At 62.2% G+C, this 18963-nt stretch carries 21 protein-coding genes and 1 pseudogene; 21 read left to right on the top strand and 1 reads right to left on the bottom strand.

From position 1 onward, the window contains the following. Positions 1-9 precede the first annotated feature (9 nt). The 12 genes and pseudogenes from ccoO (at position 10) to NKH06_RS16665 (ending at position 11229) form a co-directional block, all read left to right on the top strand. Positions 10-741 (top strand): cytochrome-c oxidase, cbb3-type subunit II, encoded by a 732-nt coding sequence (ccoO, locus tag NKH06_RS16720; RefSeq protein ID WP_352656855.1) that lies wholly within the window; start codon positions 10-12, stop codon positions 739-741. 11 nt (positions 742-752) lie between these two features. Then, a complete protein-coding gene (locus NKH06_RS16715) occupies positions 753-902 on the top strand; it encodes a CcoQ/FixQ family Cbb3-type cytochrome c oxidase assembly chaperone (protein WP_023735812.1) in 150 nt (49 codons plus the stop codon). 2 nt (positions 903-904) lie between these two features. Next, positions 905-1768 carry a cytochrome-c oxidase, cbb3-type subunit III gene (gene ccoP, locus NKH06_RS16710; RefSeq protein ID WP_352893451.1) on the top strand — a complete coding sequence of 288 codons (864 nt, stop codon included), beginning with the start codon at positions 905-907 and terminating at the stop codon, positions 1766-1768. A gap of 129 nt (positions 1769-1897) precedes the next feature. Then, positions 1898-3457 carry a cytochrome c oxidase accessory protein CcoG gene (gene ccoG / locus NKH06_RS16705; RefSeq protein WP_352893450.1) on the top strand — a complete coding sequence of 520 codons (1560 nt, stop codon included), beginning with the start codon at positions 1898-1900 and terminating at the stop codon, positions 3455-3457. Beyond that, positions 3454-3951, top strand: coding sequence for a FixH family protein (locus NKH06_RS16700; RefSeq protein ID WP_352799352.1), 498 nt, complete (start codon positions 3454-3456; stop codon positions 3949-3951). Before ccoG ends, NKH06_RS16700 begins: the two co-directional genes overlap by 4 nt. Then, entirely contained in the window at positions 3948-6236 is a 2289-nt protein-coding gene (locus NKH06_RS16695) for a cation-translocating P-type ATPase (protein WP_352893448.1), read from the top strand. The genes NKH06_RS16700 and NKH06_RS16695 overlap by 4 nt, the downstream gene beginning before the upstream one ends. Further along, the gene (gene ccoS / locus NKH06_RS16690) at positions 6233-6403 is read left to right on the top strand and encodes a cbb3-type cytochrome oxidase assembly protein CcoS (RefSeq protein WP_023762793.1); all 171 of its coding nucleotides are present in this window, start codon (positions 6233-6235) and stop codon (positions 6401-6403) included. Before NKH06_RS16695 ends, ccoS (NKH06_RS16690) begins: the two co-directional genes overlap by 4 nt. A 66-nt stretch (positions 6404-6469) precedes the next feature. After that, positions 6470-6745, top strand: a complete 276-nt coding sequence (locus NKH06_RS16685; protein WP_245272648.1) for a CBS domain-containing protein — start codon at positions 6470-6472, stop codon at positions 6743-6745. Positions 6746-6981: 236 nt separating this feature from the next. Beyond that, the gene (locus NKH06_RS16680; protein WP_245273072.1) at positions 6982-7140 is read left to right on the top strand and encodes a BON domain-containing protein; all 159 of its coding nucleotides are present in this window, start codon (positions 6982-6984) and stop codon (positions 7138-7140) included. A gap of 193 nt (positions 7141-7333) precedes the next feature. Then, a pseudogene (ccoS, locus tag NKH06_RS16675) lies at positions 7334-7426 on the top strand (cbb3-type cytochrome oxidase assembly protein CcoS); the annotation flags it as partial. A gap of 417 nt (positions 7427-7843) precedes the next feature. Beyond that, on the top strand, positions 7844-9025 hold the full coding sequence (gene ubiM, locus NKH06_RS16670) for a 5-demethoxyubiquinol-8 5-hydroxylase UbiM (RefSeq protein ID WP_352809079.1): 1182 nt from the start codon (positions 7844-7846) through the stop codon (positions 9023-9025). A 293-nt stretch (positions 9026-9318) separates the two neighbouring features. Then, the gene (locus tag NKH06_RS16665) at positions 9319-11229 is read left to right on the top strand and encodes a putative bifunctional diguanylate cyclase/phosphodiesterase (RefSeq protein WP_352866307.1); all 1911 of its coding nucleotides are present in this window, start codon (positions 9319-9321) and stop codon (positions 11227-11229) included. A 94-nt stretch (positions 11230-11323) separates the two neighbouring features. Here the strand turns inward: NKH06_RS16665 and NKH06_RS16660 are convergent, their stop codons facing one another. Further along, positions 11324-11605, bottom strand: a complete 282-nt coding sequence (locus tag NKH06_RS16660) for a DNA -binding domain-containing protein (protein ID WP_081731037.1) — start codon at positions 11603-11605, stop codon at positions 11324-11326. Positions 11606-11709: 104 nt separating this feature from the next. Between NKH06_RS16660 and NKH06_RS16655 the strand changes: the two genes are divergently transcribed. From NKH06_RS16655 to rlxS, 9 genes are all read left to right on the top strand, one after another. Next, positions 11710-11943, top strand: coding sequence for a helix-turn-helix domain-containing protein (locus tag NKH06_RS16655; protein WP_023735803.1), 234 nt, complete (start codon positions 11710-11712; stop codon positions 11941-11943). Positions 11944-12482: 539 nt separating this feature from the next. Further along, entirely contained in the window at positions 12483-13445 is a 963-nt protein-coding gene (locus tag NKH06_RS16650) for an ArdC family protein (RefSeq protein WP_352752674.1), read from the top strand. Next, positions 13442-13636, top strand: a complete 195-nt coding sequence (locus tag NKH06_RS16645) for a hypothetical protein (protein ID WP_155930546.1) — start codon at positions 13442-13444, stop codon at positions 13634-13636. Before NKH06_RS16650 ends, NKH06_RS16645 begins: the two co-directional genes overlap by 4 nt. 223 nt (positions 13637-13859) lie before the next feature. Further along, the gene (locus NKH06_RS16640) at positions 13860-14021 is read left to right on the top strand and encodes a hypothetical protein (RefSeq protein WP_352893445.1); all 162 of its coding nucleotides are present in this window, start codon (positions 13860-13862) and stop codon (positions 14019-14021) included. Positions 14022-14565: 544 nt separating this feature from the next. Then, positions 14566-14889 carry a DUF736 domain-containing protein gene (locus NKH06_RS16635; protein WP_023762782.1) on the top strand — a complete coding sequence of 108 codons (324 nt, stop codon included), beginning with the start codon at positions 14566-14568 and terminating at the stop codon, positions 14887-14889. Positions 14890-15058: 169 nt separating this feature from the next. Next, positions 15059-15328, top strand: a complete 270-nt coding sequence (locus NKH06_RS16630) for a helix-turn-helix transcriptional regulator (protein WP_023735797.1) — start codon at positions 15059-15061, stop codon at positions 15326-15328. Further along, entirely contained in the window at positions 15325-15873 is a 549-nt protein-coding gene (locus NKH06_RS16625) for a S26 family signal peptidase (protein ID WP_352893444.1), read from the top strand. Before NKH06_RS16630 ends, NKH06_RS16625 begins: the two co-directional genes overlap by 4 nt. Continuing rightward, entirely contained in the window at positions 15861-16547 is a 687-nt protein-coding gene (locus NKH06_RS16620) for a lytic transglycosylase domain-containing protein (RefSeq protein WP_352487489.1), read from the top strand. The genes NKH06_RS16625 and NKH06_RS16620 overlap by 13 nt, the downstream gene beginning before the upstream one ends. Positions 16548-16733: 186 nt before the next feature. Then, positions 16734-18704 (top strand): relaxase/mobilization nuclease RlxS, encoded by a 1971-nt coding sequence (rlxS, locus tag NKH06_RS16615; RefSeq protein WP_352893442.1) that lies wholly within the window; start codon positions 16734-16736, stop codon positions 18702-18704. The last annotated feature ends 259 nt before the right edge of the window (positions 18705-18963 follow it).

The following is an 18963-nucleotide window of genomic DNA, read 5'->3' as shown; positions in this document are numbered from 1 at the left end:
AGACAGAAAATGAGGTTGATGAACAGACACGCGGTCATCGAGAAGAACGCTACACTTCTTCTCGTTGGCTCCCTTCTGGTCGTGACAATCGGCGGCATCGTCGAGATCGCGCCGCTCTTCTATCTCGACAACACGATCGAGAAGGTCGAAGGCATGCGGCCCTACTCGCCGCTCGAACTCGTCGGGCGCAACATCTATGTGCGTGAGGGATGCTATCTATGCCATAGCCAGATGATCCGCCCGTTCCGTGACGAGGTCGAGCGCTATGGGCATTACAGCCTGGCGGCCGAGTCGATGTATGATCATCCCTTCCAGTGGGGATCGAAGCGCACCGGACCGGACCTCGCTCGGGTTGGCGATCGCTACTCAAATCTTTGGCATGTCGAGCACCTCACGGACCCTCGTTCCGTGGTGCCGGAATCCATCATGCCGAGCTATGGCTTTCTGAAGGATACGCCGATCGCGGTGAAGGATTTCTCGACGCATCTGGTTGCCAACAGGCGCGTCGGCGTTCCCTACTCCGACGACATGGTCGCTAACGCCAATGCTGATTTGATGGCGCAGGCTGATCCCAATGCCGACACGTCCGGCCTCGAGGCCCGCTACCCCAAGGCCAGGATCGGCGATTTCGACGGTGATCCGCAGCAAGTCACCGAAATGGACGCCCTGGTTTCTTATCTCCAGATGCTCGGCACGCTTGTCGATTTCAAGAACTACGATGAGACCGCCGGCTACCGCTGAGGACAATGGCGATGACGTACAATTTCATGCGGGAGTTTGCTGACAGCTGGGGCCTGCTTGCCATCGCTCTTTTCTTCATCGGATCCGTTGCCTTTGCACTTCGCCCCGGCAGCCGCAGGCAAGCCGGCGAAGCAGCTCAAATTCCTCTGAAGGAGGACTGATCATGAGCAGCGATCACATTGACGAGGTTTCCGGCATCTCGACGACCGGTCATGAGTGGGACGGCATTCGCGAGCTCAACAACCCGCTCCCGCGCTGGTGGGTCATCACCTTCTACATGACCATAGTCTGGGCGATCGGTTACACAATTGCCTACCCGGCATGGCCGCTGTTGCACTCCGCGACAAAGGGCGTACTTGGCTATTCCAGCCGCAACGAAGTCAAGAACGAGTTATCCGCGGCCGAAGCGGCAAAGGGCAATTATGTCGCCGCAATAGAGTCGAAAAGTGTTTCGGAGATTGCTGCGGATGACACGCTGCGCGGATTCGCCGTCGCTGCCGGCGCCGCCGCGTTCAAGGTCAATTGCGTGCAGTGCCACGGTTCCGGCGCCCAGGGGTCCAAGGGCTTTCCGAACCTAAATGACGACGACTGGCTGTGGGGCGGCGAGGTGGACCAGATCCAGCAGACGATCGCTCATGGCATCCGCTTCGCCTCCGACCCGGCTACGCGCCTGTCGGAAATGCCGGCCTTTGGCGACATCATCACCGCCGATCAGATCAAACAGGTCAGCACCTACGTTGCCAGCCTGTCCGGCACTGTCGGCGATCAATCGTTGGTCGCGCCCGGCGCCAAGGTCTTCGCCGAAAATTGCGTGGCCTGTCACGGCGACAATGCAAAAGGCAACAAGGAACTCGGCGCTCCAGATCTGACCGACGCCATCTGGCTCTACGGGTCAGGCGAAGCGGCCATCGCCGCCCAGGTCACCGCGCCGAAACAGGGCGTGATGCCGGCCTGGGGCGCGCGCCTCGGCGAGACCAAGGTCAAGGAACTGGCGGTCTACATCCATTCGCTTGGCGGCGGAGAATAGGAGCAGAAGCCTATTCTCGTCCTCCCCCTCCCGCCAAGCGACGAGGCCCGGCGCAAGCCGGGCCTCGGCATCATCCAGAACCGATGAGTCGGTTTCCGGCGAAATCGTCGCTGGTGACTGGAGCTTCTCGTGCTTGATAACACGCAAATAGAAAGGATCGAACCCACGCCGGTCAACTCCGCCAAGGTGCGTCAGCCAATGTACGCTGCGCGCAAGAAGATCTTCCCGAAGCGGGCCTCGGGCAGCTTTCGCCAGTTCAAATGGCTGGTGATGGCGGTCACGCTCGGCATCTACTATCTGACGCCGTGGCTGCGCTGGGATCGGGGCTCGTTTAGCCCGGACCAGGCCGTGCTGCTTGATGTCGCTAACCGGCGTTTCTATTTCTTCTTCATCGAGATATGGCCGCAGGAATTCTACTATGTCGCCGGCCTTCTGGTCATGGCCGGCGTCGGTCTTTTCCTGATCACGTCGACTGTCGGCCGTGCCTGGTGTGGCTACACATGCCCGCAGACCGTATGGGTCGACCTGTTCCTGGTCGTCGAGCGCGCGATAGAGGGCGACCGCAACGCTCGTATCAAGCTTGATGCCGGTTTCTGGACCCCCCGCAAACTCGTGCTGCGGGTATCGAAACACGCCATCTGGCTGGCCATAGGCGCGCTGACGGGCGGCGCCTGGATCTTCTATTTCGCTGACGCGCCGACGCTGCTCGGCGAACTCTTCACCGGCACGGCAGCGCCTGTCGCCTACATCACCGTCGCGGTTCTGGCGGCAACGACCTACACGTTCGGCGGGCTGATGCGCGAGCAGGTCTGCACCTATATGTGCCCATGGCCGCGCATCCAGGCAGCGATGCTCGACGAAAGTTCGCTCACCGTCACCTACAATGACTGGCGCGGCGAACCGCGTTCGCGTCATGCGAAGAAGGTGCAAGCTGCAGGGCAGTCCGTCGGCGACTGCGTCGACTGCAATGCCTGTGTCGCGGTCTGCCCGATGGGGATCGACATTCGCGACGGCCAGCAACTCGAATGCATCACCTGCGCGCTTTGCATCGATGCCTGCGACGGCGTCATGGACAAGCTCGGCAGGGAGCGTGGGCTGATTTCCTACGCGACGCTCTCCGATTACAACGCCAACATGATTCTGGCGACCGCGGGCGGCTCCAGTTCAGTCAACCCGTCGCTGGTCAGGACTGCTGGTGGCCTGTTCTCCGACAAGGTGGCGCATTTCCATGTCAGCAAGATCTTCCGGCCACGGACCTATGTCTACATGGGTTTGTGGTCGCTGATCGGCCTCGGCCTGCTCTATTCGCTGCTGACGCGCGATCGGCTCGAAGTCAACGTGCTGCATGACCGCAATCCGCAATTCGTCACGCTCTCCGACGGCTCGATCCGCAACGGCTACACCGTCAAGCTGCTCAACATGATCCCCGAGCCACGGACGATCGTCGTCACGATGCAGGGCTTGCAGGGCGCTGACATGGTCGTCGTCGGCGACGACATCCCGGCAGGCCGTTCTTTCGCCATTCCGGTCGAACCCGACCGCCTGAAAATGCTGAAGGTCTTCGTGCGCCAGCCAGCGGGTCAAATCCAGGACACAGCGCAGACCTTCACGTTCCGTGTCGAGGACAAGGCGAGCTTCGAGTCGGACGAATACACCGCCACCTTCAACGCGCCGGAGACTGCCAGATGAGCGCCAGAACACAAAAAACCCGCGAATTCACCGGCAGGCACATGCTGTTCACCATCCTTGCCTTCTTCGGTGTGGTCATCGCGGTCAATCTGACGATGGCCACGCTCGCCAACACAAGTTGGACCGGCCTTGTCGTCGAAAACACCTATGTGGCGAGCCAGCAATTCAACAAGCAGGCCGAGGAGGGTCGCGCGCAGGCAGCCCTTGGCTGGACCGGCAAGCTGACCATCGCATGGGGCGAAGTCCGCTACGGCCTCACCGACGCCGGCGGCAAGCCGGTTCCCTTGCATGGCGTCAAGGTGCTGTTTCGCCATCCCGCATACGAGAAAGAGGACAAGTCCGTCACGCTCGCCCTCACCTCCGGCCAGGAGTTCGCCGCGCAGCACATGCCGAAGGATGGCGTCTGGATTGTCGAAGTCGACGCCGACGCCGGTCTGCATAAACCGTACCGCGACGTCCGCAGGATCATGATTTCCAATGGAGCGCTGCAATGAGTTGTTGTGCACCGGGCGCCGAAATGGCGCTTGATCTGGTCAACACCGGATCGGTCCTGCCGTCCAGCCAGGAGATCAGGCTGGCGAGCCGATCGCTTGGCGATGATCTCCGCCAGACCGATCTTTCGGTCCCCACGGTTCATTGCGCGGCCTGCATCCAGGCGATCGAGACAGCACTGGGAAAGCTCGATCAAGTGGAGAGCGCTCGTGTCAACCTGTCGACGAAGCGGGTCGCGGTCCGCTGGCGTGGAAACCAGGTACCACCATTCGTCGCCGCGCTGGGACGGCTGGGCTACGAGGCGCATCTGTTCGACCCCGAGGTCGACAACAAGGACAAGACGCTTTCGGAGCTGATCCGCGCCGTTGCTGTCGCTGGCTTTGCGGCGGGCAACATCATGCTGCTTTCGGTCTCTGTCTGGTCCGGTGCTGAAGGCGCTACCCGCGACCTGTTCCACTGGGTCTCGGCGCTTATCGCCATCCCTGCACTCGCCTTCGCCGGCGGCATCTTCTTCCGCTCGGCCTGGAATGCGCTGCGTCACGGCCGCATGAACATGGATGTGCCGATCGCGGTCGGGGTATCCCTCGCCTACGCCATGAGCCTCTATGAGACGATCACCCATGGCGACCACGCTTATTTCGATGCATCGGTGTCACTGCTGTTCTTCCTCCTGATCGGCCGCACGCTCGATCACGTGATGCGCGAACGCGCCCGCACCGCCGTCAAAGGCCTGTCACAGCTCGCGGCGCGTGGCGCCATGGTGCTGCGCGGCGATGGTGCACGCGACTATCTGCCGGTTGGCGAGATCGAACTTGGCATGCTGCTGTTGATCGCTGCCGGCGAGAGAATCCCCGTCGACGGCAAGATCATTCAAGGGGCCTCGGATCTGGACTGCTCGTTGGTGTCCGGCGAGAGCACGCCTCGAAACGTAGCGGCAGGCGAAGCCGTGCAGGCCGGTGTCCTCAACCTAACCGGCCCGCTGACGATCGAGGCGACCGCCGCCGCGAAAGATTCGTTTCTGGCGGAAATGGTTCGGCTGATGGAGTCCGCAGAGGGCGGCCGCGCGCATTATCGCCGGATCGCCGATCGTGTTTCAGCGCTCTATGCCCCGGTGGTTCATCTCACAGCCTTCGCGACGTTCCTTGGCTGGATGGCGGCGACCGGTGACTGGCACCGGGCGATAACCATCGCCATTGCCGTTCTCATCATCACATGCCCGTGCGCGCTCGGCCTCGCCGTACCGATCGTCCAGGTGGTCGCGGCGCGGCGCCTGTTCGAGAACGGCATCATGGTCAAGGACGGTTCGGCCATGGAGCGCCTGGCGACGATTGATAGAGCGGTGTTCGACAAGACCGGAACGCTCACCCTCGGCCAGCCCCGGCTGGTCAATGCGGACTCGATTGATCCGGCCATGCTGGCAATCGCGGGAGACATGGCTGCGCACTCGCGTCACCCGTTTTCAAAGGCCATAGCCGGTTTTGCCCGCCTTGGCGGGCAGCACAAATTCGATGCCGTCACCGAGCACCCGGGTTTCGGGATCGAGGCCACAGCCGCCGGTAGCACCTGGCGGCTGGGCCGGCGCGGATGGGCTGGATGGAAAGCCCGCACCGGCCGCGAAGGCAGACATGGCTATGGCGGGACGGTTCTGACGAAAGACGGGATCATTGTCGCGACCTTCGATTTCGAGGATGCGCTGCGCGTCGACGCCAGGGCAGCCATCGATCAACTGCACAACGCTGGTATGTGCGTGGAGATGCTGTCGGGCGACACCGCGAAAGCCTGCGCCGAGGTTGCGGACGGGCTTGGTGTCGATGATTTCGTTCCCTGCCTGCTGCCGTCCGGCAAGGTTGAACGCATCGAGACGCTGGCGAGGGACGGGCACAAGGTTCTGATGGTTGGCGACGGGCTCAACGATACGCCGGCGCTGAGCGCTGCGCATGTCTCGATCGCACCCGCCACCGCCGCCGACATTGGCCGCAATGCAGCCGACTTCGTTTTCCTGCGCGAAAGCCTCTTGGCGGTCCCGCTGGCTGTTGACGTATCGCGCAAGGCGGGAAGCCTGATCCGACAGAACATAACAATTGCGATCGTTTATAATGCTGTTGCCGTGCCGATCGCCATTCTGGGCCATGTTACGCCTCTTATCGCCGCGGTCGCGATGTCAGCCTCGTCATTGCTCGTGGTTGGAAATGCCATGCGTCTGCAAGGCTTCGCAACGGGTGCGTCGTCCGCAATTGCGCGGCAAGACAGGCCCGCGCGCGCCGGCGCCATGGCTCAATCGTCATGACGACGCTCGTCTACCTCATCCCCGTAGCGCTATTCCTTGGCGCACTCGGCCTGTCCGGCTTCCTTTGGGCGTTGAGAAGCGGCCAGTACGAGGATCTCGATGGCGCGGCGGAGCGCATTCTCATCGACAGCGACGACGGCGCGGAGAATGCCACTCGTTCCAAGTGACTCAGATCAACGCGCCGCGGGTCGGGATGTCCTATCGTCGTCCGACGAAAGATCAGGAGGGTGAGGATGCAAGCCGAATCCTTAATGACAAAGCCAGTCATCACGACGCATGCGAACGCGACGATCGCCGAAGCGGTCATGCTTTCAAGCAAAGTCAGCTGCCTGCCGGTAACGACCAGCGACGGCACCTTGGTTGGCATTGTAAGCAAAAGCGACTTCTTGCGCCGAGAGGAACTCGGAACCCAGCGTGTGCGTCCGCGCTGGCTGGAGCTTGATCTTGGCCCGGGCACAACCGCCAATGACTATGTGTGCGCTCGAATGGACGGATCATCCATCAGGTGATGACCACACACGTCATCTCGGCGCCTCCTGTCGACCTGATGATGCAACATCGCACAACAATGTCCCGATTGTCGATTCGGGAAAGGGTCGTCGGCATCATCACGCGAACTGATTTGCTGCTTGTCCTGATCCGCCATGCCGAAACAGGGAACCACGCCACCCGATGACGAACTGATCCGCAAGGCTATCCTTGCCGAACTGCAGCCACAAACCTGGAGCGGTGGGACTTGATCGATGTGAGGGTCAGCGACGGCCTTGTCGAACTGAAGGGGGCGATTGTCGACGAGCGTCAGCGGAAGGCAGCGATCGTTGCGGCTGAGAAGGTTGCCGGCGTCGGGCAAGTCAAGGACCGCCTCCTCCTCAGTACGGATCCGTTCTCAGTGATGGTTTCATAGCTGCGAAAAAAGCGGGGACGCCAAGCAGAGTCCCATTGGTTTGCTCCCTTCCCACATCATTTGGACATGAGGCCGTCGGCGAGTTCCTTCGGCGTCTAGCGCGTTATGGTCGGAGAGCACGCTGTCTGCAGCAAGACGCCCGTCCTGACAGAAATGCGGTGGCCGCTGCCCGTTTTGGTGGGGCTTGGACCGGGGCTTCCTGTGGATCTTGAAGAGCGGCCAATACGAAGATCTCGACGGCTCCGCCGAGCGGGTCCTTATCGATCGGGAAGAGCCGCGAGGCTGAACCGGTTGGCGGCGCCAACGACTGTGCGGATGCTGGTCGTCAGTCGACCGAATCTTTGCTGGCGATTGCCCGCGTCATGACGATATCGGCGCGGTGCGAAGAACGGATCAGCCACAATACGTTGCCGAACCTTTGGCCAGGAGGGGCACGCGATTGGGAAGCCGACCATTCAGAATGCCCAGACATGGAGACGTTTTCACGGCAATCGACCACTCGACCGTGAACCCGCCGCTGACGGGTTTGTCGAGCCTCGTTGATCCAGATCAGCGTTATCTCTTCATCGGCATGGTTTCATTGACCAGGCTTCCAACGGAGAACGCATGTCTATCGAGTTGGGGAGATGAGCGGCAAACCGTGGGTGATTGCGATGCTTCAAGAGCGCTTCGTGTCGAAGATAGCCGCTATGGCGGCACGCTGATGGCCGGCTATGTCGACAAATTCGACATCATTGTCGTCGGAGCTGGTCCGGTCGGACTTGCCTTCGCAGCATCGCTCGCCTGGAGCCGACTCAAGGTGGCAGTGGTTGAACGGCAGTCGCTCGACAGCCTGGCGAATCCGGCTTTCGACGGTCGCGAGATCGCGCTGACCCACGCATCAGTGAGAATCCTTCGCGAGCTCGGCGCCTGGGATGCCATCCCCGCATCGGACAAATCACCGCTTCATGGCGCGCGCGTGCTCAACGGATCCAGCCCTTTCGCCCTGAGCTTCGATGCTCCCAGCGGATCTGGGGAACCACTCGGATTTCTGGTCCCAAATTGTCGGATCCGCGATGCCCTGTTCAAAATTGTCCACTTCCAGGATCATGCCCGGCTGCTGTGCGGCAACTCGGTCGTCAATGCAACAAATAGCGAAGACGAGGCGGTCATAACGCTTTCTGATGGCAGGCAATTGGCCGCTCGGCTGCTCGTAGCAGCGGATTCGCGTTTGTCCCCGATGCGCGACCTGCTCGGCATTGGCGCCAACATCCATCCGCTTGGCCACTCCATGCTGATTTGCCGAGTGAGGCACGAGCGCGTCCATCACCAGATCGCGGTCGAATGGTTCGACCACCATCAGACCATAGCGATGTTGCCGCTCATGGAAGGCGTGTCGTCGCTGCTTCTGACTTTGCGCTCAAGCGAGGCCGACAGACTGTCTGCTCTCGATGACGAATTGTTCCGCATGGAATTGATGAACAGGTGTCGAGGACGCCTCGGGCAGATGACCCTGGCAAGCACCCGCCATGCCTATCCGCTGGTCACGACCTGGGCGCACAAGTTCTCGGCTCCGAGTGCGGCACTGATCGGCGATGCTGCCATCGGCATGCACCCGGTGACCGCGCATGGCTTTAACATCGGCCTCAGCGGCCAGAAGCAACTCGCTCATAAAATACTGACAGCATGTCGCGCCCGCCGCGACATTGCCGATCCCGACATGCTCGGCAGATACGAAAGCCGGCTGCGGCTGTCGGCGGGGCCGCTCTATCATGCCACCAACATGCTTGTCGGTCTCTACTCAAGCGAGCACTCGGCGGCACGGCTTGCAAGACATGCTGGGCTCCGCTTTGCCCAACATCTTCCCTTTGTCCGCCATGGCATTTCGGCCATGCTCAGGCGGTGAATCGCACAGAGCGCTGCCGCTCTGGAACGCTGTCTCGGCGAGGCTTCCTTGTCTTGCTGGCGCGCGTCGTCGCGGGGCAAGGCTGTCTCCTGGTGACGTTGCCGATCATGGCATGATTCGGATCAAGGCACGCGCGCGGGCGAAGCCTTGATGATTCGGCAATGCAAGCCAAAGGTGTGACCCGAAGCATGGTGAGCGCACTGGTTACCCTCGCTGGGTAGTTAACCCGTCCTTCAGTGGGCTTGCATAGATTTGGTCCTCGCGAACAACGACGCAAGCAAGCTGGTCCATTCATGGCACCCCTAAAGGAAGAAGAATCGCTGGAGGCCAAAATCCGTCAGGATCAGCTTGCTGACCTGAGGGCCGGGCTCTTCGTGTCGATGCCGATAAGCGCGATCCTGTCAGGCCTGATTTGCGCGGTGCAGGCCCTTTCTGGCGGCGGCTTCGCCGCTGCCAGCTGGTTCCTGGTCGTCAATGCGCTAAATGCCGCCCGGCTTGCACTCGCCCGTTTTCAGCTAAAGGAAACGGGGCGCCATCAGGATTTGCTTGGCGTTTTGCCGCGCCTTCGCATGTTTGGCGTCCTTGCCCTTCTGGCAGGGTTTGCATGGTCCTTCCCGGCCGTGCTGACTGTTGGATACACAACACCACAAGCACCGATGCATCTGGTCATACTGGCGGGCATTTCAGCTGGTGCGGTTACATATGGCAGTTCGTATGCCGCGGCGGCGACCAGCTTCATCACACCTCCACTCCTCATCACGGTGGCGTGCCTTTTGGCGAAAGGCAATTTTGAACGCTACATTCTGGCTTTCACCGTTCTGCTCTTCATGGGCGGCTTGGTCCGAGCTTCGTTTGTTGGGCAGGCGCGCTTCCGCGAAGCAAGCCGCCTGAGACATGAGGCAGAGCGATTTGCGTCGGAAATGGAGCGCAACTCCAGGGAGGACCATCTGACCGCCCTTCTCAACAGGCGGGGCCTTGAACACGCCATCGGTCGGTTCAAGACCGCGGATGGCCCCTTCGTGGCAATGCTGATTGATCTGGACGGCTTCAAATCTGTCAACGACACCTACGGTCACAGGACCGGTGATGAACTGCTTGTCATGATCGCCCGCCGCATAGAGCAGGAAGCACCCGAAGGCTCAACGCTCGCTCGTATCGGCGGCGATGAATTCGTGCTGGTTTTTCCCTCAACGAGAGCTTCGCTTTCTGCCAGTGATCTCGCCTCCAATATCATAGCCAAAATTGCTCGCCCCTATATCGAGGTCGCGTCCGTTCGGGTCGGGGCATCGATAGGGATATACTTGGCGCAGACGCCGAGCCTGACTGAAATGTTGTTGCGGGCGGATATCGCCCTGTATACGGCCAAGCGCCATGGCAGGAACGAATTTTGCCTGTTCGATGCCGAACTCGACAGGGAACTGCAACGTCGCCAGTCGATCGAACGGGATCTTCATTCGGCGATAAAGACGGGAAGATTGCAACCTTGGTTCCAGCCGATCGTGAAACTCGAAACCGAGACGGTGGTCGGTTTTGAAGCCTTGCTGAGATGGTCCCATCCGACGCATGGTGCCATCTCTCCACCCGAAATCATCACGGCCGCACGCGAAACCGGAATGCTTCAGCTGCTGACGCAAACCGTATTCGCCGACTGTTGTGCTTTTATCGACGGCTTGGTGAAAGCTGACTGTCGTAACATTCGTGTGGCGATGAATGTTTCCCCTCGCGAACTGGAAGCCGGCGATATCGACGACATGGTTCTGGATGGTCTGGCGGCAAGAGGCCTGCCTGCGACGATGTTCGAAATCGAGATTACCGAAGAATCGCCGGTGGACCCGGACAGAGTGGATGAAAAGCTCGGACGGCTTTCACATGCCGGTATTTCCATCGCGCTCGATGACTTCGGCACCGGCTTTTCTACCTTGGCATCTCTCAAGGACCGTCGGATACGCAAGGTGAAAATAGACCAGGGATTCATTCGCGGCTTGGCCAAGTCCCGAGAGGACCGACTGCTTGTCAAATCGGTCATCGAACTCGGTGACATGCTCGGGATCGAGGTCATGGCCGAGGGCGTCGAAACAGAGGCGGATCGGCAAACCCTGCACAAGCTTGGCTGCCGAACCGCTCAAGGCTTCCTCTTCTCCAAGGCTGTGCCTTTGATGCAAGCACTGGAAGTGGCAGTCAAACAGCACGCGAACCAGTTGTGACCGCTCCCGCCGCGCCGGCCGTCGCGGCCGTGCGCTGCCGAATTTGGCTACAGAGACTTGCCTGCTCGAAACACGTGGCAGTGGGCGTTGTGCATCAGCCGGCGAACAGTTCCTTGTAGCCGGTCGTCACCATCCAGTTCGCACGGTCGATATGGCTGCGAAGAGCTTTGCGGGCGCGGACCGGGTCAATGGACGGGTCGATGCCGAGAATGCGCTCGGCCATCTCCTTTTCGCTGGCATTGTCGGCGCAGGCATCCAGGATCCGCAGGTAGATTGTGAAATGCTCCCTGTCGTAGCTCGTGAGGTTCTCCGACCAGGGGACTTCATCGCTCAAAGTTGAGCTTCGAGTCTCATCTGTTCCCATTGGTCCATTCATGCCTGCGAACCTCGCCTGTGAGCGCACGCAGTATATCCCAAAATGGGATAATCCGAAACCGGGATTAGTCGCTGATCCGGTCTTTACCCGACCGGTTCGCCTCCATGCCCAAATCCCTTCGATCGCCCCGCCACCAGCGGTTTCTGGCCCAGCTGGTTTCGCTGCGCAAGGCCAAAGGCCTGACCCAGGAGCAGCTGGCTGACAAGCTTGGTCGTCCCCAATCCTTCGTGGCCAAGTACGAGGGCGCAGAGCGGCGTCTCGACGTCATCGAGTTTCTCGACATAACTGCGGCCATTGACGCTGATCCGTGCGAGATTCTGTCCAGCCTCCGGTCCTAGCGGGCGCGCCGCATCTATCATGATCCGGACAGGAATATTGTCTAGGACAATGCCTCAATTTGTTGAAAGGCGAGCGCTGGTTTTCGGAGGAAGCCGCGCGCACGGCGCCGATGCCGTCGGGTTTCTCGACGTAACTGCGCCGCCTGACCATGTGCGAAAAAACTTGGCGCGCGCCCGCGCGCCTGACGACGCGCACCAGGTGCTCGTGAACAGAGCCCGCTTTTCTTCGGCAAGCTCAGGCGGTCTCGGCCATTCGGCTTCGCCCCTTGGCGTGGGCAGCCCTTCGGGCTGTGACGGCCGCCGCCCTTGCGGGCGGCGCGGTTTGTCTGTTGGCCTTTCCCGGTGGCGCGGGGCGGGCGGCACTCCCTTCTAGACCCGCTGCGGCAGCCCGCAACCCTTCGCGTGCCGCTCAGGGTCCTCCTCTTCGTTACGGTCCTTCGGATGCGTTCCGCCTACTGGGCGGGCCCTTCCGGTCGCGACTCGCCGCCCACCCCGCTTCCGGGGAAAGGCGCGACGATTGGTGAGCGGAGGGATAACACATGCGTGCAAACAGCAAGCGTACCACCAGCGGAGAGGCTGGCGCAGGCAAGGGCAGGCGCCCGGGCGCCAGCCTCTATCAGGAGATCACCGACCGCATCATTGCCGAGCTGGAGCGCGGTACCGTGCCATGGGTCAAGCCATGGGGCAGCGCAAAAGCAGGCCTCGGCCTGCCGAGGAATGCGTCCACGGGGCGCAGCTATTCCGGCATCAATATCCTCATCCTGTGGGGCGCCGTCATCGAGCGCAGCTATCCCAGCCAGAATTGGCTGACCTTCCGGCAGGCGCTTGCCCTGGGCGGCAATGTCAGGAAAGGCGAGCGCGGCACGACCATCGTGCATGCCGACCGCTTTGTCCCCAAGGACGAGAAGGAGCGCGCACGCCACGAGGGCGATGCACCACAGGCCGTGCCTTTTCTGAAGCGCTTTACCGTCTTCAATGTCGCGCAGTGCGACAATCTTCCGGAACACCTCCATGCCCCCGCCGAGCCGCTGCCTCAGTGCGAGATCGTGCCGCAGGCCGAAACGCTGATTCGCGCCAGTGGTGCGGATTTCAGGGTCGGCGGCGATCGCGCTTTCTACATGCCGGGCAGCGACCACATTCAGGTGCCGCCGCAGCCGGCGTTCCATCAGCAGATCGACTATTACCGGACCTGCTTTCACGAGCTTGGCCACTGGACCGGCCACCCGACGCGGCTTGCTCGCGACCTCTCCGGCTCGTTCGGCTCCAAGGCTTACGCGCGTGAAGAATTGGTCGCCGAAATCACTGCCGCCTTCGTCTGCAGCAATCTCGGCATCGAGCCGACCGTGCGTCACGCCGATTACATCGGCTCATGGCTGAAGGTGCTGCGCGGGGACAACCGCGCCATTTTCCGTGCCGCCAGCCTCGCCTCGAAGGCCGCCGATTTCCTGCTTGGCCTTCAGGCCGATGCGGAAGGCGAGGCGCAAGAAGGGACTGCGGCATGACGATGCCCGATGCTCAACTGGCCACGACCGAGCCGACGCCGGATAGCGAGGAGATGCCCATTCCCGACGGCGCCCGGGACTCACCCGCCCCGATGCAGAACTATGCCGATCTGCATCGCCAAGGTGCGCCCCGGGTCGCAGCGCGCAGCCAACGAGACGGTGACTGCCATCCTTGCCGGCTGCAAGGCTGACGCCGCATTCGGCAATATGCGGCACAAGCTGTTGGCCCTGCTCGGATCACCGGACCGAGAATAGCGTGGTGGCCGGCGGCAATCGCGATCCCTTGCTGCCGCCGGCATGTTCGCGCGCAAGGTGGGCGCTCGGCGACGATAATCTCGTGCGCGTCGTGGGCATATGGTGGCAACCGGACGATGGCTTTTCGATCGCTTGCGCGACGAGGAAATCGCCGATTCGATGCTCACCGAGATCGGCGGCAAGAACATCGAGAAGCCGCCTCAGCTTGAGGCCTGGCTGCCGCGCTGGGTGAAATTCCCGGCCGAAAGCTACACCAGCCGCGAGGCCTTCCTATTCGCCGATCTGTGCGCAAGGAAGCAGTCGCTGTTCGTGCGCGAATAGTCGATCACGGCCCGAGCGGCGTTTTCTCGAGTACTGCCGCTAAGGACGCGCGCGCCGCTCCGGGCCGCGCCGGCTCCGATTGATCGTCTTGCCGAGCCAGTGCCGCGTGCGATAAATTCCAACGCCAATTCGCCCCCATTTCGGCAGCCCGCACCGGCCCGCATTGCTTGCTGAGGCGCCAGGCGCGTGGGTCCAATTGCCAATCCGATTGCCGAGAGAGCCCGCGCCGCCGGCCCCCTGCATAGTGCCGCCTGCTCGTTGTGCCCCCGATCGCGCAACCTGTCTCCATTGTGTCTCAGGGACCATTCCCCTGCGCCTGGCTTGACGACCTATGGGCGGATCCGGCCGGCCCGAAACCCTCGCCGGCAGCTTTTTTCCCCGCCGCCTGCGGCGGCTTCCTCGCGCCGCTTCGCTGCAAAAAAACTCCCCGCTCGGGTCCTCCGCTATCGCTGCGGCCGTGCCGGTTCCGGCGATCCGGACGCGCCCATCACGGTCCGCCATCGCAGGGGAATGGTCCCCTGCGAGCACCAAGAGGAGACTGAAAATGACCGCAATCGGATACGTCACCAAACAGGAAAACGGCGGCTACAAGGGCCAGCTCAAGACGCTCAGCGTCCGCGCCGACATCGACATCGTGCCCAATCAGGCAAAGAGCGCCGACACCCATCCCGACTTCCGGGTGCTGACGCAAGGGGTCGAAGTGGGTGCGGCCTGGATCCGCACCGGCGAGACCTCCGGCAAGGACTATGTGAGCCTGTCGATTGCGGCCCCCGAGTTTGGCCCGCGCAAGCTCTACGCCAATCTGGGCCGCGCCGCCGGCCAGGATGACGACGACACTTACGCCATCATCTGGAACCCGGTCGACTGACCGGCCGACCCGCAAAGCCCTGCGCCGCCAACCGGCGCAGGGCCTCTCTCAGAACCCGTGAGGCCGCCGAAGGGGCGGCGAAAACTCGCCCCCCACTCTTCGCCCGTCCCCAAAACGATCTCGCTCGCCGATCCTCGCTTCGCTTGCCCGTAATGAACCGAGGATCATCATGGACGACGAAAACGAACGCGCAGCCCGCGCCAAGAAGGGCAGTCCGTTTCTCAACACCGCGCAGGCGGCCTTCTATATCGGGCTGTCCCAGCGCACGCTGGAGAAGATGCGCCTCAAAGGCGGTGGCCCACAATTCCGCAAGCACGGCCGCTATGTCCGCTATCACATCGACGAACTCGACGACTGGTCGAAGGGGCACGCGCAGGAGACCGCGCCCGAGGATGGCGCGCACGAATCCGGCTCGGCCGGTGAGGGAGGCCGCTCATGAGCCGGCGTCCCACCATCCGTCTGATCGGCAGCCATCTGCGGCGCATTCGAGCCCGCAAGACGATCGTCGTTGCCACAATCGGCCTTGGCCTGATCGGCTTCGCCGCCTTCGGCAAACCATCGCCCTGGCTGGTCTGGAACGCCTCGGCGAGTGCGCCGGTCGGCCTCTATCGCGCCGCATCCAGATCGCCCGCTCGTGGTGATCTCGTACTCGTCCGCCCACCAAGACCGGTCGCCGATCTCGCCGCCGAACGCTTCTATCTGCCCAGCAACGTGCCGCTGGTCAAGCGCCTTGCGGCGCTGCCCGGCGAGCATGTCTGCACCTTCGGCGACGCCATCATCATCGGCGGCGAGATAGCCGCGCGCCGGCTTGCAACCGACACGCAGCACCGTCCGCTGCCTTGGTGGAATGCATGCCGAAAACTCGCCGCCGACGAGGTTTTCCTGCTCGGCAGCGATAAAGATCGCTCGTTCGACAGCCGCTATTTCGGGCCGGTGCCGACCGAAAACATCATCGGGAGGCTCGTGCCGCTATGGACCGAGTGACCCTCCTTATGCTGAGCATGGCGTGTCTCGCACCATGCTCCTGTTCCGCCGCGACCAACACGAAGCCGGTCGTCATCTCCCATAGTCCGCAGCTTGCAAGATGGCAGCCCTTCGTAGCCGAAGCAAGCCGGCGTTTCAGCATTCCACAAACCTGGATTTATGCCGTCATGGATGCCGAAAGCCGGGGGCAGACGACGCTCAATGGGCGGCCGGTCACGTCGAGCGCCGGCGCCATTGGCCTCATGCAGGTGATGCCAGGCACCTACGAGGAGTTGCGCGCAGAGCTTGGCCTGGGAGCCGCCCCGCACGACCCTCGCGACAACATTCTGGCAGGCACTGCCTATCTGCGCGCCATGTATGACCGCTTCGGATTTCCAGGCCTGTTTGCAGCCTATAACGCCGGGCCGGAGCGCTACGAGCAGCATTTGCAGCGCGGGCGACCGCTGCCTAGCGAGACGGTTTCGTACCTGGAAGAGATCAAGGCGGCGGGCATTTCGGCCGCCGATATGGACGCGCTCACCGGCAAATCCCATTCCAAAAGCGCGCCGGGAATCCCGTCCGGGCAGTCGCTGTTTTTTCTCCGAAACGGTGTTTCCGTGACCGGCCCGAATGGCCAGCTCCTGGTGCCGCTCGGATCGGAGCGAGCAAGGTCAGGCCGGCCGGATCGCAGGTGAGGGCAGCGGCTACCGTGGTTCGGGCGGGGGCCAGGGGGGCAGGTGCGCGGAAGGCAAGATAAAGGCAGCGCCTCCTGGAGGCCGCGAAGTCTTTGTCTGCACATCCTTTTCCCAGGAGGTTGCCTCCGGGTCCAGGAGGGTCTGGCGGGCAAGCCTCTGATTTCGCTGCTGGTTATCGGAGGCCGCATGCAGGATGACGAATTCACGCCGAAGCTCGGCAAAATTGGCTGGCGCGGCTCGAAGGCGGGCAAACGCTACGCTGGCCAGGTGCAGGCCGCGGTCAACCGAGCAGGCGGCAGGAGCGGACGCGGCAGCCGCTTCATCGGAAGCCGGGTGGGGCGCGGCGGGGCTGCTGCGACAGTTCTTAGAGCGCGCGACCGCCACGCGGCGTTTCGGCAGCGGCGCGCAGTCGTCAAGGCACGCATCGTCAAGCTGGCCGGCAAGGGAGTCGACGGGGCTCGTGCGCACCTCCGCTACCTCCAGCGCGACGGCGTCACCCGGGAAGGCGAGCGTGGCGAGCTCTACGCTGCCGACAATGACCGCGCGGACGGCAGGGCCTTTCTCGATCGCTCGAACGGTGACCGTCATCAGTTCCGCTTCATCGTCGCCCCTGAAGACGGAATCGAGTATGATGACCTGAAGCCGCTCACCCGGCGCCTCATGGCGCAAATGGAAGAAGACCTCGGCACCAGGCTAGACTGGGTGGCCGTCGACCATTTCAACACCGGCCATCCTCACACCCACATCATCGTGCGCGGCAGGGATGATCACGGCGAAAACCTCGTCATAGCGCGGGACTACATCTCCTCTGGCTTGCGCGAGCGCGCAGCCGAACTGGTTAGCCTCGACCTTGGCCCGCGCACCGACCGCGAGATCGAGCAGCGCTTGCGCCAGGAGATGGAGCAGGAACGCTTCACCAGCATCGACCGGCAGCTGATGCGCATGCGCGACGATGAGGGGTGTGTCTCACTGGCCAGCCGAGACACCTTTCGCCAAACGCTGCACCAGGGCCGCCTGCGCAAGCTCGAGCGGATGGGCCTCGCCGAGGAGATGCCTGCGGGTCGCTGGCGCCTGGAGGATGAGCTCGAAGCCACGCTACGCCGCATCGGCGCGCGCGGCGACATCGTCAAGACCATCCATCGCGAGCTGACCGGCAAGGGGCTCGTCCGCAGTGCCGCCGACCATCTTATCCACGATCGATCCGACGGGTCGGCTCAAACCGTGGTCGGACGTGTCGTCGGGCGCGGGCTGGCCGACGAAATCACTGACCGCCATTACCTCGTCGTCGACGGCGTGGACGGCAAAAGCCACTATTTTGATATCGGCAAAGGCGAGGCCACCCAACCGACACCAGAGGGCTGCATAGTGCGGGTCAGGCCGAGGGACACCGGGCCAAGAAAAGTCGACCGCACAATTGCCGGCATCGCCACGGTCAACGACGGGCGCTACAGCATCGATATCCATCTCAAGCATGACCCCTCGGCCACCGAACGCTTTGCCGAAACGCACGTGCGGCGACTGGAGGCGATCCGCCGTGCGACCGGTGGCGTCGAGCGCGAGCCGGACGGCACATGGACAGTCGCGCCCGACCATCTCAACCGCGTCGCGGATTACGAGCGTCAGCGAGCGAGGGCCCAGCCTGTTGTCGTTGACAAGCTCTCATCAATGCCGCTGGAGAGCCAAGTAGGCTTCGACGGCGCCACCTGGATCGACCAGGAGCTGGTATCAGCCCACCCTGAGTCCTTGCGCGACTCTGGCTTCGGTCGCGAAGTACGTCAGGTCCAGGCCCGCCGACAGCAGTGGCTGATCGCGCAAGGTCTTGCCCATGATGCGCAGGATCGGGTCATCTATCGCGCCAACATGCTTTCAATGCTGCGCCAACGAGAGCTGAACCGTGTTGCCAGTCAGCTCTCGGACGAACTCGGGCTCTCGTATTCTGAAGCGCAGCATGGCAATCGAATAGACGGTACGCTGCGCTGCTGCGTCGAGCTCGCCGGCGGAAAATACGGTGTCATCGAGAAATCGCGCGAGTTCACGCTGGTGCCTTGGCGGCCGGTGCTTGAGCATCATATCGGCAAGGAGGTGTCTGGCGTGGTGCGCGCCGAGGGGATTTCCTGGACGATCGGACGCCAGAGGAGCGGGCCCGGCGTTTCGTGAACTGGCTACAATTTATTTGTCCGCGTTGAAACAGGTACTCAGCCCAGACGGAGTTCCTCCGCCTGCTGCTTGCTCGCAGCATTCATTTGGCGGAGAGTCAGTGTTCTGCATTTTGTAGTTCGCTCCGTCAAAAAGCGCTGGGAATATGCATCATGTTCTGCGTTCACACGGAAGGCGCGCCGACAGGTGCTGCGGATCGGCTCCCGATGGCTGCCAGCTAGAAAGGTGGGCTGACTCGTGACAGCGCAAGGGGCTCTGG

It is taken from the genome of Mesorhizobium sp. M1342 (assembly GCF_040317955.1).
GTDB lineage: Bacteria > Pseudomonadota > Alphaproteobacteria > Rhizobiales > Rhizobiaceae > Mesorhizobium.
Note: the sequence above shows the minus strand (reverse complement) of the source record. Positions and strands in the feature narration are given on the sequence as shown.